The following is a 15240-nucleotide window of genomic DNA, read 5'->3' as shown; positions in this document are numbered from 1 at the left end:
GTCACTCCTTCAGCCGGCGCGCCGCACGCGCACGCAGCAAACGGTAAAAGAGCGCCGCAGCCATGAACGCGGTTAGCACGCTGAACAGCGCAAGCAGCAGCGGATGGCCCGACAGGGCCCAGCGCAGGTAGGTGATCGGCGGCAGCGAACCGACGTGATACGACGTTCCGTTCGATGTCGTCGTGACGGTGCGATCGCGAATCACGACCATCGCCCCCTGGATCGATGCAAGCATGTCTTCGTCGAGCAGTGCGCGGCCGAGCACCTCGTCCGCATGCCCTGTCGCGCTGATCAACGCGACGGCGCTGCGCGTCTTGCGCAACGGCGACTCGAAGCCGGCAATCAGCCCGCTCGCGCCGTCCGAGACGATCGAGAGGCCGGTACGCACGCGTTCGCGCTCGTCGCCGGGCGCAGGCTCCGCATCGATGCTGTCGAAGATCCCGCCGCTGCGATCTGCGGCGAATGGCATGCGCGCCGCCCAACGGGTCAGCAGGGGCTGGGTGTTCGGCGCACCGAGAATCAGCAGATCCCTGGACGCGAACGCGCCGACACCGCCCGCGTCCGTCACCCTCACGCCACTGACCGGATAGCCCGTCGACGCGCCCATGCGACCCATCGCGAGCAGGTACAGGCCGTAAACGTCAGAGGTCGGCTCGGCCGGAAGCACGACAGCCGTGTCCGACAGGTCGGCCATCCGCGTGAACGGAAATCCGCTGTTGGCAAACGCGGCGAGGTCGGGCAGCGCTTTGTAATGCGGGAACGACGACACGTCGATCGTCGAATCCGGGTCGATCGAACCAGCGACATTCTGCAACGGCCGCCCCGTGCATTTGCCCCTATCCGGGATCTCGTAGAAGAAGTGCAACTGCAATTGCGTGCGCGGCGCGAGCAGCAACGGCGGCACGTGCAGCGTCGCGCGGTCGATACCACTGCCGACGAATGGCAGGTATCGGCTCAGGCTCCAGCGGGACATTTCCCGCGCCGGGATCGGCAGCGCCTTCACGAACGTGTCGCTGACACTCAGGTTGAGCGACGAACGGTCGGTGCGCAGCATCGGCGTGTATCGATAACGCAGGTCGATCGGCGCACCGCCGGTATTCCACGTGAACAGATCGGGGGCCACGCGCATGTCGATCCGCACGGCGCCCGCATCGTATCCGGACACGCTGAGCGCGCGGCCATCGGCGAGTTCGCCGAGCCGCACCGGGCGGGTCGACGACAGCCAGTTCGGCGCGTCGTACGGCACGCGCGGCGCGACGTTCGCAAGTCGGTTCACCGCGGCGTGCGTGCCCGCGAGTGCCTTGCTGCCGAGCGCGAGCCCGAGCGCGGCAGTCTTCACTTCGTCCGGCGTTCGACCGAGCACCAGCAATAGCTGACCTTCGGCAGGCGCCGGCCGCTCGGCGATGGCGAGCATCGGTCCGTCGATGGCCGGCAGCGTCACGCCGTCCGGATGATCGTCGGTCGTCGCGAACACCACGGCATTGCGCGATTCGGGCAGGCTGCCGAGTCTGGCCGGAAACCGCGCGCCGCGATACGAGGCCAGCGCGCCGAACCACGAAGCGACGATGCCCGCCGCTTCCAGCGCCTCCCGCGACGGTCGTGCGGCGAATGCAAAAGGCAACTCGAGCCGCCGTACGTCCCGCGAATCGAAGAACGGCGCGGGCAGCATGCCAAGCTCCGGCCGCTCGGGCAGTGCCGCATAGGTCAGGTCGAGCCGGCTCGCATTGCTCACCGTTGCCCACAACGAGGAACTGGCGGGGTTCTCGCAGTCTTTCGTGTAATGACCGATCAGTTGAACATTCAGATGGTTGTATTCGGTGACGAAGCGCGGATCGATCAACACGTCGCGCGCAACCGTCATGCCGGCCTGAGCGGCCGGCAACGGCAGCGTCGCCGCCACTTCGCCGTTGACGAGCACCTTGAGCTGAGACAGGTCCGGCAGCAGCGCGGGCGAGTAGCTGTAAACCAGATGCAGCGCCGCGCCCGTGACGACCTCGTCGCGACGGACCGAGAACGCGATGCCGTTCTGGCCGTCCGTGCCCCGCAGCTGGAGGGGGGCCCGTGCCCCGAGATCCGCGAACGTCAATGCCTGGCGGCGGCCGCCGGGCACGAGCGTGCCGGGCTCGGCCGTGGTCGGCAGCGTGCCGAAGCGGCGACGCGCGGCATCGGCGGCCGGAACCGGCTCGGCGAGCAGCGGAGGGCGCGCCGTTGCGAGCCCGACGGGTACGGCCTGCGACGGCGGCACCCCGTCGCCCGCCGACCTCGCGCCATCCGCCGCCGGCGCCGCGGCAGACGCCTGAACCTCGGTGGCCGCCGATGCCCGGTTGACCGCTGCGATGTCAGCCGCCATTGCCATTGCCCAGAGCAGCAGCGACACCATCGTGCGCGACACCCGCCTATCCCGGCCAACACGTACAGGTTTCGCTACAACCGCGCCCTGCGAAATGCACGCCTTGCGGCGCGCGCTGCCGCGCTGTCGCGTCGCACACGTCATTCTTTCCGCCCTCACGTTATTTCTTGTCGTTGTTTCGAGCGCCGCGCCCGAGCACGCGTATGTCCGCATACAGGCGTGCGATCACGCGAAGGAAACCGTGCATGCCGACCTTCACGAGATGCAGGAACGCACGCGGCGGCGAATCGGGCTGCCGGCCGTCGGTCCAGTCGATCCATGCGTCAGCGCGGGCAAAGGTCGAACTGACGAGATCGAACTCCTGCTGTTGCGACAAGTTCTCGAACCGGATGCCGAGACGTCCCGGCCCGACATATTCGATCGTCGCGGGAAACGCGTACTCGTCGACACCGCGAAACAACGACACGGTCACCGCTTCGCCAGCCGGAATGCGCGCATCGTCGGGGACGGCCACGCCGATGCCGCCCTCCGAGTAGTCACGCGTTTCGCACGCCAGTGTCCGGCCATTCGCAAACCGCAGCATGACCGGAATCCGGGCCGCGACGCGATGGAACACACGCGCCTGCCGGTGTTCGTTCGCCGCCGCGACGGCCAGGCCCAGAATCAGGATGTTGTAGGCCGTCCACGTCAGGTTGAATGCAGTCGTTTGGACTTCGCTGCCCGCATGACGGTTGAGCGAGAGATACAGCACGCCCATCGCGAAACCGATCACGTTGACGATCACCAGAGTCAGGTACGGCTTCGACACGGCCCAATCGAAGTAGCCGCGGTCGATTCGCCCGCCCTTGGCCGTTACGTTGAACTTGCCCAGACGAGGACTGATCAGCGCGAGCAACGTCGGCAACGTGATGTACGACGCAAGAACCGCCTCGTAGACTTCGGCCCAGAACGAATGCCGGAACCGGCTCTGCATCCGCGAATTCGTCACGTTCGCATGAATGACGTGGGGCAGCGCATAGAGCGCAAGCATCGTCGCGGGCGCATGGATCACGTGCGCGCCGAACAACAGGAACGACAACGGTGCAGTCAGGAACACGAGCCGCGGAACGCCGTAAAAAAAATGCATCATCGCGTTCAGGTAGCACAGCCTCTGGCCCACCGTCAGTCCGCGCCCGAACAACGGGTTGTCGATCCGGAATATCTGCGTCATGCCGCGCGCCCAGCGGATTCGCTGACCGATGTGCGCGGTCAGGGTCTCGGTAGCGAGCCCCGCCGCCTGCGGTATCGCAAGATACGCGGTCGTATAGCCGCGACGATGCAGCTTGAGTGCGGTGTGCGCATCTTCAGTCACCGTCTCCGTCGCGATGCCGCCGATCTCCTCTACCATCGAGCGGCGCAGCAGCGCGCACGATCCGCAGAAAAACGTTGCGTTCCAGAGGTCGTTGCCGTCCTGAACCAGCCCGTAGAACAATTCGCCTTCGTTCGGCACTTCCCTGAAAATGCCGAGGTTGCGCTCCAACGGGTCCGGCGAGAAGAAGTGATGCGGCGTCTGCAACATGGACAGATTCGGATCCCGAATGAACCAGCCGAGACCGATCTGCAGGAACGAACGTGTCGGCACATGATCGCAATCGAAGATCGCCACGTATTCGCCGTCCGTGATCTTCAATCCCTCGTTGAGGTTGCCGGCTTTCGCATCACGATTGTGATCCCGAATCGTCCAGTGCACGCCGACGGACGCGCAGAATGCGCGGAACTCCGGGCGACGCCCGTCATCGAGCACGTGGATCGACAGCTTGTCGGCCGGGTAATCCAGCGCGAGCGCTGCGTAGATGGTCGGCTTGACGACACTCAACGGTTCGTTGTACGTCGGAATGAAAATGTCGACGCTGGGCCAGTCCGCGCGCGACACCGGCAACGGCTGCGGCTTGCGCCCGAGCGGCCATGCGGTCTGGAAGTAGCCGAGGAGCAGCACCGCCGCCGCATAGACTTCGGATGCCGCGAGCAGCGCGCCCCATATCGCGTCGAGCGGATGCAGCCACACCAGCGTGTCGGTCAGTCTCCAGTACATGTACCGGCCGGTGGCAGCGACCGACAGCATGATCATGACGAGCGTCGCATAGCGGCCGCCCATGCGCCGGACCAGCAGCGAACAGGCGATGCAGCAGATGGCGAACACGAGTTGCCCGGGATTGTCGAGCGGCACGGTACACACGAAGTACAGCGCCAGCAGCGTGCATGCCGCCACCGGCAGCACGACGACCCGGCGGCTCCCGGGCAGCGCGTCGACGAACCGGTCGACCGCCGAGGGTCGCACGACTTCCCCGCGGGCGCTCAAGCGATGCTCCGCAACAGGTCGTGCCGATCGAGCGTGCGCTCGAGCCATGCGCCGCACGCGCTCAAGTCCGCAGCGGCCTGCGAATGCGCGTCGTAGCGATTCACGGTCGTCCGGCAGGCCAGCGATTCAGCGACGCCTTGATCCGCGTGGATCACGCCACCGAACCGTGTCGCGCCGAGACTGTCGCAGAGCACGCGCAGCACATCGCGGCCCAGTTCGCGCGACTGATCGACCTGATTGACTACATAGCCGTCGCCCGCGAAATCCGCACGGGTCGCGGCATAGGCGTCGAGCATCCGCCGCATCTGCGGAATCGACGCATATGATGCGGCATCCGCGAGCACTACATTGAGCACGAAATGCGCGGCCGTCAGCGCGGTTCGCATGTATACCGAGGTGCCCGGCGGCGTATCGATGATCACGATGTCGTCGTCACCGAGCCCGAGCGCCGCAAGCCCGCGTGCGAGCCACGACGGATCGCGGTCCAGCAGTCGCTCGAAGCGGCGCTGATCCGTTTCGCTTACCACGCCGAATGGCAATACCGTCATCCCATCGACGACCGCAGCCGGCCAGTCCAGTCCGTTGAGCGCGGCATGGGCAAGCCCGTCGGTCAGTTCGAGCGGCATGCCGAAATGCAGCTTCAGCGCATTCTGCGGATCGAGATCCACCACGCTCACTCGCCGCCGGTGCAACGCGGCCATCACGGCGGCGAGGTTCGCCGCCAGTGTCGTTTTTCCGACGCCGCCCTTTGCCGACGCGATCACGACGATTTTCATGAACGACCCGTCCACACCGATGGCTTCTGCAACCCCGCCCCCGTCGCCTCCGCTCGCAGCCGCTCGAACAACCGCACCAGCGGCTGCGACGGATCTTGTGCATCCGTACGATCCGATGCCGGTGGTCTGCTAACCAGTTTCTTCAGCGGGCCGGGTGTTTGATTCCGCCTGCCGACCTCCGGCGCAGGCAACGCACGTATGTCGGCCGCCACGATTTTGCGCAGGCTATTCCCGCCATCCTGCGACCTCGAGCCCGGCTGCCCGTGCGACACGTTCGTGCGCAACTCGACACCACAGAGCAGCGGCCAACGCGCGCGGGCCACTTCGGCGTCCGCTTCGGCACGTACTTCATGGTAGCGTTCGGCGTCGCCGCCAAAACGCGTGAACAGCGATTCGATATCGTGTGAAGTCGACATGGCGAGAGCCCATTCTGTTATCGCGGAATTGCAGGTCAACCGGGCCGCTCAGTCCATTGCCCGCGCAATTCGCAGTTCGATCCGCGCATCGTCCAGCGCCGTGACGTCCTGCATCACGCGCAAGCCGGTCGCGCCGACACTGTCGAACCAGCCCTGATATGCGCCCTCCAGGAAGGCGGAGGACCACGTGACATGGCCGTCGCCGAGCGCGCGCAACGGCGCGGCGTAATGGACGATGCGCAGGAAATCGTGTTCGTCGGTCAGTTCGGCGTAACCCCACTGGGCATCGCGCCAGCGGGCATTCAACGCATCCGCGAGATCGTTGGTCGACTCGCAGGGGCCAATCGGATGCGCGGCTGCGAAGCGCATGCCGACGCGTGCCATCAACTGCCTCAACTCGTCTCGATCGAGCTGATCGTTGAATTCACCGGCCAATGCCTCGAGGAATCCGCGCCACTGGACCGACACATGGCGCTCAAGAAGATGCTCCAACATTCCCTGCATGGACGACGGATCCCCGGTCAAAGACGATTATCGGTGTGACCGCATCGTGTGCTTCGCGTGCGGGCATCGTGGCAACAGCGTTTCTGCGCATCGTATCGAATTCGCGTACGCAAATGGGGACCGGGATCTAGCCGAAAAGCGCCAAACTGGCAGACATAACCGACACTGCAAGCCGACAATCTGAAATCAAGCCATGTTTGTGCGCGACGCGACGCATGAAGCGATGGAGGGGGCACGACGTCAAGCCATACTCCGAGAAGTTTTCGGACACAATTTTCGGAACGGTTCGCGGCGTTCGGCGCGCACGTCGATTCGTTCCGATGTCAGAGCAGGCGGGATGATGTCGTCACGTCCGACTTGCGTAGTCATTCGCCACTTCGCGATTCATCCGCGGCAGTCGCCTTGCGAGCATCCGAAAAGACCGGTTGAATTCGGAAATCGCGCCGAAGCCACCCTTCCTGCGAGATACGGTCAACGTGCCGTACTACAAGAACACAATGCTGAGCTACCCCACGTACGGTTGCGCATGGACTTCCGCAATCCTCATGCAGTTGGCACATTTGTCTACCACTGCCATCTTCTAGATCATGAGGACAGCGGGATGATGGGGACGGTGCGCGTGGTTGCACATCGAAAATAGTAACTGTGTCGAGTCGGCTGTAGTGATCGACTCATTCCGGACGCTGCGTCAGGTTTTTCTTCCGCGACAGCCGGTGCAAGTACGTCATTGAACTGATGCGATCGTATCCCGTTGTACCGGTGCATCAGGCAATAACTGATGTCCCAGCGCTTCCTGCGCCGCCAGCCGCGTGCTCGAGATGCGAGTTGACTCCGTCGACGTGTCGGGCGAGATCACGGTGCTGCTGCAGAAGCGCGAGGTCGGCAGCCGCGGCACTGGTCGGCGTGACCGGTGGCAGCGGCCACGAGATGGCGGCCAGGTGCGGGTGGCGGGCAGCCGGGCGCAGCGTCGCGGTGCCAGGTCTGGAGCCACGCACGAACCGGAAGCGGATTGCGAGAAGGAAATCCGCCACCCATGTAGAGAGGGTTTCTGTTTTGGGTCCTAGCGCGCTCGAAGGTCGCGGCGATGTTCCACCGCCAATATCCACAACACCACGATGCACACGATGACCAGCATCAGCATGACCGAACGGTAACCCGTGATGAACCCGCCGTCGGGCGTCGCCGAGAATCGGTACAACACGGTCGCGGCTGCAAGACCCATCGAACCGCCGACGTTATGCACCATCGTCGCCATGCCGAGCGCAGTGCCGGCCAACGCTTCCGGCACCGCAGCCAACGCTGCCGTCAGCGACGGTCCCAGTACGCAACCCCAGCCGAACCCCATGCAGGCGAAACCAGCCAGTACCCACCACCACGCGGTGGTCGCACCGAACGTGGCCTGCATCAACGCCGAAACCAGCAGCGCGACGAACCCGATCGCCATGATCGCCACTGCGCCGAAGCGGTCATATCCGCGGCCGGCCGGCGGCGAAACCATCGCCATGACGGCAGTCGTGGGCAACAACAGCCAGCCTGTCGCGGCGCTATCCTGCCCGCGCAGTTCCCCGAGATACAACGGCATGAACAGGAACGCCGCGCAATAGAAGAAAGCAAGTCCGGCCGTCGCGCACACGGCGAGCACGAATGGCCGCTGCCGGAACAACGCGAGTTGCAGCAATGGCGCCGCAGCATGCCGCTCGACCCGAGTCAACGCGGCCGCCGACAGCAATGCGACGAGCAGCAACCCCAGCGTGGCCGGCGAAGTCCAGCCCCATTCGCCGCCGCGCACCACTGCGACGAGACCGCAGGGAAGGATCGTCAACAGCAACGCGACACCAGGCCAATCGAAGCGCGCCCGCCTCTGCATCGGCGCGGCCGCGTCCTGCGTCAACCGGCCCGCGCAGAGCAGAAAACTCGTGACGATCAACGGCACGTTGACGAGGAAGATCCAGCGCCAGCCGAGCGCATCGACCAGCAGCCCGCCCGCGACAGGGCCAAGCGCGAGCCCCAGGCCGTTGACGCTGAACAGCAGCCCGAGCGCCTTGCCGCGCTCGCTTTCAGGGAACATCGTCGCGACCAGCGCTGCCGAGGCCGTGTACAGCCCTGCGCAAGCAATGCCCTGTACGACTCTCCACAGCACCAGCGCGACCAGCCCCGACGCCAGCCCGGCCCCGAGCGACGCACTGCCGAACACCGCCATGCTGGCGAGCATCACCCGGCGACGGCCGTGGCGGTCCGCCAGTTGTCCGACCGGAATGGTGCAACTGGACAGCGCGATGACGAACGCCGTGACGACCCACTGCACTTGATCGATGCCGACATCGAAGGCCGAACGGATGTCCGGAATCACGGTGTTGACGATGGTGAAGTCGATGCAGCCCAGGAAGCTGGCGATAGCGACACCGGCCAATGCCAGCCAGCGCGCGCGGCGTGGTGAACGATGCACGGTACGGCTCTCCTTTCATAAGCACGGCGACACGGCCCATGCGGAAGGAGAAAATGATATGGGAGACTCCAAAGACGTAATTGATAGAATCTTTATCAACATAAAAGACAGGAACGATCAAATTGCCGATCCCGCCAACCGACCGTTTTCGGGGCATCCTCGCGTTCGTCCAGGCCGTCGAGTGCGGAAGCTTCAGCGTGGCCTCACGCCAGATGGGGCAATCACCTTCCAGTGTCGGCAAGGCCGTGGCGCGGCTGGAAGATCGTCTGGGTGTGCGGCTGTTCAAGCGCACGACACGACGCATGACGCTGACCGACGAGGGCGCGGCATATCACGAGCGGTGCCTGCGTGCGCTGGCCGAGCTGGATCAGGCGGAATCCTCGCTGGCCGAGCGACATCTGATGCCGACCGGTCGAGTCCGCATCGCACTGCCGGTGCTCTACGGGCGCGTTCGCGTGCTGCCCGTGCTGAACGTGCTAGCCGAACGTCACCCGGCCCTCGATCTGGACATTCTGTTTTCCAATCGCACTGTCGATCTGGTCGAGCAAAACATCGACCTGGCAGTTCGCATCGGCAAGCTCGAGGACAGTGCGTCGCATGTCGCGCGCCGGCTCGGCGATCAGGCGTTGCAGTTGTGTGCTGCGCCCGGCTATCTCGATCGACACGGCACGCCGTCATCCCGGGAAGCGATCGACGGCCACCATCGCATTGCGCTGCTACGCCGCGAGGCTGAGGAGGTGTGGCAGTTCGCCGGCGATGCGGGCCGGGGCACGCGTCAGCCGGCCCAGGCGCGCCTTCGCCTGAGTGACGTCGCGGCCGTGAAGGATGCGACGCTGGCGGGACTCGGGCTCGCTCAACTTCCCGGCTGGTTCGTCGAAGACGATATCCGTGCGGGGCGATTGGTCGAGGTACTGCCTGGCGCGCAACCCGATGCGCTACCCATTCATCTACTTTGGTCGAAGACCACGCGCATGACGGCCCGTCTTCGCGTCACAATCGACGCACTGGTCGAGCAGTTGTCGCAGCCGTGTGCCACGCTGCCCCAATCGCCCCGTGTGTCGAGCGAACAGGATGATAAGGCAGCCTAATCTTTCTAGCGCGATGTTATGTGCCGTGGCCGGGCGCACCAGCCCGTCAGGAACGCGCGACACGCACGCACGTTTTGCAACCAGGTTCGTTTCTCTGCCGTTTAACCCTGTACAGCATATGCAGCAAGAACAACAGCCACGAGAAACAGTATCAGCGACCAACCCGCAAGCGCGAACGTCACTGCACACCAGAACACCGAAAGTTGAAGACAGGCCACCTCGCTGCGCGCAACCGGGCGCGATTCGGACGCAATACACAGACCAGGTCGTTTCCGCGCCTGATGGGCGCCCAGAATCCACCGCCAAACAGGCAATCCGATCGCAATTGCCAGTCCCCATGTGCAAAGTCGCGCCGCGCTGGCGACGACGTGCAACATTGGTGGTTTCGTACTGCTTGACATAACGGCGGCACCAACGGCGAGCCCCACTCCCGCAACTGCCGCGACAACCAGCGCTCCGGGCGACACCGTTCAAAGTAGCAGTCGCGCTTGAGCGGGTCTTCGACGTATATCGGCATCTTCAATTGGGTCCAGCTCGATTCTCTCCGCAGCGTGGAGAGAATTTGCTCGCCAGGAAACACCTCGGCCGCACGGATGCAGTGGCGCAATTGCTGCTCGCTCCAACCCGGGCCGTACTCGCCTCTCAGCTGCCGTGCGAGCGCAGGGAGGATCTGTTGTCCGTCACCCGCGCGCTCACCGCCCAGCACGTCATCTCGAATGCGACCACCCTGCCCCAAAAAAGGAGCGGTTCCGCGTTGACGACCGCGGCCGCCCGGCCGCCCGGGCGCGCGCCGAATCAATCATGCGGCGGATGTCGGTCAAGAGGGATACGGTGCCTCGTTCGATCATCCTGTTCGGAATGGAGGAACCGGCGGACCGGGTACGGGGCGCTCGCTGCCCCTGCGAAAACGCGCCCACCCACAAAAAGTGACATATTTCACATATGAAGATTGCATTCTCACATTGTTTGTGATTTTATTATCACTCGTTGCAGGCCGCTTCCCACCACCGATGCGGCCGCACCCCATACCAAGGAAGAGACGCAGATGGAGACAATCGCCGTCATCGGCAGCAACATGGTCGACCTCGTGACCTATGTCGCGCGCATGCCCGCCCGGGGCGAAACGCTGGAAGCGCCGAACTTCGAACTCGGCTGCGGCGGCAAGGGCGCGAACCAGGCCGTCGCGGCCGCGCGCCTCGGCGCGCGCGTCGTGATGGTGACGAAGGTCGGCGACGACGTGTTCGCTGACAACACGATCCGCAACTTCGAGCGTGAAGGAATCGACACCACGCACGTGCGCAAGGTCGCCGGCGTGCCGAGCGGCGTCGCGCCGATCTTCGTCGAACCCGATTCGAGCAACAGCATCCTGATCGTCAAGGGCGCGAACCGCCACCTGAAACCGGCCGATATCGACGCAGCCGCGCCGATGCTCGCCGAATGCGCGTTGATCGTGCTGCAGCTCGAGATCGAACTCGACACGGTCTATCACGCGATCGCGTTCGGCGCGCGGCACGGCATTCCCGTGCTGCTGAACCCCGCCCCCGCGGTGGCCGATCTCGATTTCGAGCGCATCCGCTCCGTCGAATTCTTCGTGCCGAACGAAACCGAGCTCGCGATCGTATCGGGCATGCCGGTCGATTCGCGCGACACCGCGACGCGCGCCGCCGAATCGCTGGTCGCACGCGGCCTGAAGCACGTGCTCGTCACGCTCGGCGACAAGGGCTCGCTGCTCGTCTCGCGCGACGGCGCGCGGCATGTGCCGGGCGTGCCGGTCGACGCGCGCGACACGACGGGCGCGGGCGATGCGTACATCGGCTGCTTCGCGCGCTGCTATGCCGCGTCGCGCGACGCGGTGGATGCGATGCGCTACGCGTCCGCCTACGCCGCGCATTCGGTCACGGGCCTCGGCACGCAGAAGTCGTACGCCGACGCCGCGACGTTCGAATGCTTCCTCCGCGACGCCGGCCTCTGAGCGGCGCCTTCATCGACGAGACCACTTGGGAAGGAGACACCCATGAGCCGAGCCAGGATCGAACACACACCCGACGGTTATTACCTGACCCGCACGCCGCTGTTCGCGTTCACGCTGCTGTGCTGCCTGTTCGCGCTGTGGGGCACCGCCGCGAACCTGAACGACGTGCTGATCGCGCAGTTCAAGAAATCGTTCTTCCTGTCCGATTTCGAATCGGCATTCGTGCAGTCCGCGTTCTATCTCGGCTACTTCTTCCTCGCGATTCCCGCCGCGACCGTCGTGAAGAAGTTCAGCTACAAGACGACGATCCTCGTCGGCCTGCTGCTCTACACGACCGGCTGCCTGCTGTTCTTCCCGGCCGCCTCGATGGCGAAGTACGGGATGTTCCTCGTCGCGCTGTTCGTGATCGCCGCGGGCCTGTCGTTCCTCGAAACGGCGTCGAACTCGTATTCGACGCTGATGGGCCCGCGCGACACCAGCACGCGGCGGCTGAACATCTCGCAGACGTTCTACCCGTTCGGCGCGATGGCCGGCGTGTACATGGGCAGCTTGCTGATCTTCAAGGAAGGCGATGCGTCGCATGCGCAGCTCGCGGCGATGTCGGCCGCCGACGCGCACGTGCACCAGCTCGCGATGATCCAGGCCACGCTCGAGCCGTACAAATGGCTGATTGTCGTGCTCGTCGCCGTGTTCATCGTGTTCGCGCTCACGCCGTACCCCGCCTGCAAGGGCAACGGGCCGGGGGCGGCCACGCACCGGATCGACGCGCGCGGCACGCTCGCGCGCCTGTTCGGCAACCGGCGCTTCGTCGCGGGCGTCGTCGCGCAGTTCCTGTATGTCGGCGCGCAGGTCGGCGTGTGGAGCTTCACGATCCGGCTCGCGATGCAGATCGGCGGCCTCACCGAGCGCGGCGCATCGCACTACCTGCTCGCGACATTCTTCGCGTTCTTCGTCGGCAAGCTGATCGCGACGCTCGTGATGAAACGCGTAGGCCCGGCCAAGGTGCTGATCGTCTACGGCGTGCTGTGCATCGCGCTGCTCGCGTACACGATCAGCGTGCACAACATCACGGCCGTCTATGCGGCGGTGGGCGTGAGCGTGTTCCTCGGCCCGTGCTGGCCGACGATCTACGGCCTCACGATCGACGGCCTCGGCAAGGACACCGAGTACGGCGGCTCGATCCTCGTGATGAGCATCGTCGGCGGCGCGGTCGTGCCGCTGATCCAGGGGCTGATCTCCGATCACACGGGCGGCAACATGCAGCTCGCGTTCGTCGTGCCGCTCGCATGCTTCGTCGTGATCGTCTACTACGGCTTCTACTGCCTGCGCCACCTGCCGGCCGCAACGCCCGATGCGGCGGCCAACGGCAACGCAACCGCACGCTACGCCGCGACGCGCAACACGTCGGGAGCATGAGCATGCGAGGCGAGATCGAACTGCGGCGCGACGACTTCCGCGACACGCCGCGCACGCTGTACCGCACCGACGGCCTCACCGTCACCGCGTTCGCGTATCCGTCCGGCGTCGAGGCGCTGAAGCTCGAGAACCGGCGCGGCCACCTCGTCGTGCTGCCGTATCTCGGGCAGATGATCTGGGCCGCCGCGTTCGACGGCCGCGACCTGACGATGAAGCACATGTTCCGCCAGCCGAAACGCGCGACGTCGATCATCGATACGTACGGCTGTTTCATGTTCCACAGCGGGCTGCTGCGCAACGGCTGCCCGGGGCCCGGCGACACGCACGCGCTGCACGGCGAGATGCCGTGCGCGCCGATGGATCGCGCGAGCCTGATCGTCGGTACGGATGCGCGCGGCGCAACGGTCGAGGTGACCGGCGAATACGAATACGTGCAGGGTTTCGGCAGCCACTATGTGGCGCGTCCGTCGGTGCGGCTCGCGGAGCACGATGCGCGGATGACGATCGCGATGGACGTGACCAATCTCGGCCGCACACCGATGGACCTGATGTACATGGCGCACCTGAACTACGCATATGTGCCGGGCAGCCGCTTCGTGCAGTCGCTGCCGCGCGGCGGTTTGCGGCTGCGCGACAGCGTGCCCGCGCACGTGAAGCCGACTGCCGCGTGGCGCGACTACACGGCCACGCTCGCGCGCGAACCGGAGCGGCTCGCGACGCTCGATGCGCCCGCGCTGTACGACCCCGAGATCGTGTTCTTCATGAACGACGTGGAAACGGATGCGGACGGCGTCGCGCATTTCCTGCTCGCGCATCCGGACGGCGGCGCCTTCCACACCGCGTATCGCCCCGAGCAGTTCCCGCATGCGACGCGCTGGCTCCTGCACAACGCGGACCAGCAGGTCGCCGCGTTCGCACTGCCGTCGACATGCGAGCCGGAAGGGTATGAAGCCGAGCGCCGCAAGGGCAACGTCGCGACGCTCGCGCCGGGCGCGACGCGCAGGTTCGAAGTGCTCACCGGCTACCTGAGCGCAGCGGAAGCGCGCGATGCGTAACGCGATGCGCGGCCGCGTCGGGTCAGGTCACGAGCGCGATCCCGTGCTCGCGGATCGCCGTTTCGTACCGGCGGCTCAACTGCCCGTCGGAGATCACGTAGTTGAAGTCGGTCAGATCGGCGAAATAAGCCGCGCGCACTTCGTCGAACTTCGTGTGATCGACGAGCAGGAAGCGGTTCTGCGCGCGCGCCATCACCTTCTTCTTCGCATCGACTTCGTGGAAATTGAAGCACGTGACGCCGCAGCGGTCGCTCACGCCGGCGGCCGAGATGAACGCCTTCGACACGCGCACCGTGTCGAGGATGCCCGTCTCGGCGACCGAATCGAACACCATGTTGTTGCGGTGGTACACGCCACCGCACAGGATCACGCTGCAATGCGGCTTCTGCTGCAGCTTCGCGAACACGTTCAGCGAATTGCAGACGGCCGTGAATTCGAGGTCGTCCGGAATGAAGTCGACGATGAACGGCGTGGTCGAGCCGCAGTCGACGAAGATCGTGTCGCCGGTCGTCACGAACTGCGCGGCGAGCTTGCCGATGCGGCGCTTTTCCTCGGTCTGCCGGTTGTTCTCGGCGCTGATCAGGTACTCGCCGATGTCGCTGCGCTGCGCGGCGAAATGGCGCGTCACGTAGCCGCCGATCAGGCTGAGGCCGTGCGGGTTGTCCGCGAGATCGCGGCGGATCGTCATCTCGGACACGCCGAACAGCTCGGCGACTTCCCTCAGATGAATCGCGTTCTGCCCTTGCAGCACGTTCATCAGCGTCTTGATCCGTTCGCCCTTCTTTGTTTCCATGCCAGTATCCTGCCTGCCCGTCGCGTCCATCGCCTGTCGTGCCGGGCGCGCGGGCCCGGCCGGAATGTCGTATTTGTAACAAACCG

13 protein-coding genes are annotated in these 15240 nt (G+C 65.1%); 5 read left to right on the top strand and 8 right to left on the bottom strand.

What is annotated here, in order from left to right:
* Nucleotide 1 precedes the first annotated feature (1 nt).
* The 5 genes from bcsB to bcsD are packed head-to-tail and all read right to left on the bottom strand — an operon-like array spanning nt 2 to nt 6405.
* Nucleotides 2–2563 carry a cellulose biosynthesis cyclic di-GMP-binding regulatory protein BcsB gene (gene bcsB, locus BBJ41_RS35670; protein WP_236872159.1) on the bottom strand — a complete coding sequence of 854 codons (2562 nt, stop codon included), beginning with the start codon at nt 2561–2563 and terminating at the stop codon, nt 2–4.
* Nucleotides 2511–4736 (bottom strand): UDP-forming cellulose synthase catalytic subunit, encoded by a 2226-nt coding sequence (gene bcsA / locus BBJ41_RS35665; protein WP_069751001.1) that lies wholly within the window; start codon nt 4734–4736, stop codon nt 2511–2513. Before bcsA ends, bcsB begins: the two co-directional genes overlap by 53 nt.
* On the bottom strand, nt 4685–5464 hold the full coding sequence (gene bcsQ / locus BBJ41_RS35660; RefSeq protein WP_069751474.1) for a cellulose biosynthesis protein BcsQ: 780 nt from the start codon (nt 5462–5464) through the stop codon (nt 4685–4687). Before bcsQ ends, bcsA begins: the two co-directional genes overlap by 52 nt.
* A complete protein-coding gene (gene bcsP / locus BBJ41_RS40005) occupies nt 5461–5880 on the bottom strand; it encodes a cellulose biosynthesis protein BcsP (RefSeq protein WP_083282121.1) in 420 nt (139 codons plus the stop codon). Before bcsP ends, bcsQ begins: the two co-directional genes overlap by 4 nt.
* Nucleotides 5881–5928: 48 nt before the next feature.
* Complete coding sequence (bcsD, locus tag BBJ41_RS35655; RefSeq protein WP_418222326.1) at nt 5929–6405, bottom strand: cellulose biosynthesis protein BcsD; 477 nt, start codon at nt 6403–6405, stop codon at nt 5929–5931.
* Nucleotides 6406–6577: 172 nt separating this feature from the next.
* Between bcsD and BBJ41_RS42040 the strand changes: the two genes are divergently transcribed.
* Entirely contained in the window at nt 6578–7024 is a 447-nt protein-coding gene (locus BBJ41_RS42040; RefSeq protein ID WP_335650799.1) for a multicopper oxidase domain-containing protein, read from the top strand.
* Nucleotides 7025–7444: 420 nt separating this feature from the next.
* Here BBJ41_RS42040 and BBJ41_RS35650 read toward each other — a convergent pair whose 3' ends face one another.
* Complete coding sequence (locus BBJ41_RS35650) at nt 7445–8830, bottom strand: MFS transporter (protein WP_069750999.1); 1386 nt, start codon at nt 8828–8830, stop codon at nt 7445–7447.
* A gap of 122 nt (nt 8831–8952) precedes the next feature.
* Here BBJ41_RS35650 and BBJ41_RS35645 point away from each other — a divergent pair, with 122 nt between their 5' ends.
* Nucleotides 8953–9918: a LysR family transcriptional regulator gene (locus tag BBJ41_RS35645; protein ID WP_197680905.1), complete on the top strand. Its 966-nt coding sequence runs from the start codon at nt 8953–8955 to the stop codon at nt 9916–9918.
* A gap of 178 nt (nt 9919–10096) precedes the next feature.
* Here BBJ41_RS35645 and BBJ41_RS41785 read toward each other — a convergent pair whose 3' ends face one another.
* The gene (locus BBJ41_RS41785) at nt 10097–10624 is read right to left on the bottom strand and encodes a DUF1016 N-terminal domain-containing protein (RefSeq protein ID WP_083282120.1); all 528 of its coding nucleotides are present in this window, start codon (nt 10622–10624) and stop codon (nt 10097–10099) included.
* Nucleotides 10625–10963: 339 nt separating this feature from the next.
* On the opposite strand from BBJ41_RS41785, the gene rbsK reads away from it, so the two are divergent.
* The 3 genes from rbsK to BBJ41_RS35630 are packed head-to-tail and all read left to right on the top strand — an operon-like array spanning nt 10964 to nt 14361.
* Nucleotides 10964–11890: a ribokinase gene (gene rbsK, locus BBJ41_RS35640; protein ID WP_069750998.1), complete on the top strand. Its 927-nt coding sequence runs from the start codon at nt 10964–10966 to the stop codon at nt 11888–11890.
* 42 nt (nt 11891–11932) lie between these two features.
* Nucleotides 11933–13306 (top strand): L-fucose:H+ symporter permease, encoded by a 1374-nt coding sequence (gene fucP, locus BBJ41_RS35635; RefSeq protein WP_069750997.1) that lies wholly within the window; start codon nt 11933–11935, stop codon nt 13304–13306.
* Nucleotides 13307–13308: 2 nt separating this feature from the next.
* Nucleotides 13309–14361, top strand: a complete 1053-nt coding sequence (locus BBJ41_RS35630) for an aldose 1-epimerase family protein (RefSeq protein ID WP_069750996.1) — start codon at nt 13309–13311, stop codon at nt 14359–14361.
* A gap of 22 nt (nt 14362–14383) precedes the next feature.
* Here the strand turns inward: BBJ41_RS35630 and deoR are convergent, their stop codons facing one another.
* Complete coding sequence (deoR, locus tag BBJ41_RS35625; RefSeq protein ID WP_069751472.1) at nt 14384–15154, bottom strand: DNA-binding transcriptional repressor DeoR; 771 nt, start codon at nt 15152–15154, stop codon at nt 14384–14386.
* Nucleotides 15155–15240: the final 86 nt, after the last annotated feature.

Origin of the sequence: Burkholderia stabilis (genome assembly GCF_001742165.1) — a bacterium.
GTDB classification, from domain to species: Bacteria; Pseudomonadota; Gammaproteobacteria; order Burkholderiales; family Burkholderiaceae; genus Burkholderia; species Burkholderia stabilis.
Note: the sequence above shows the minus strand (reverse complement) of the source record. Positions and strands in the feature narration are given on the sequence as shown.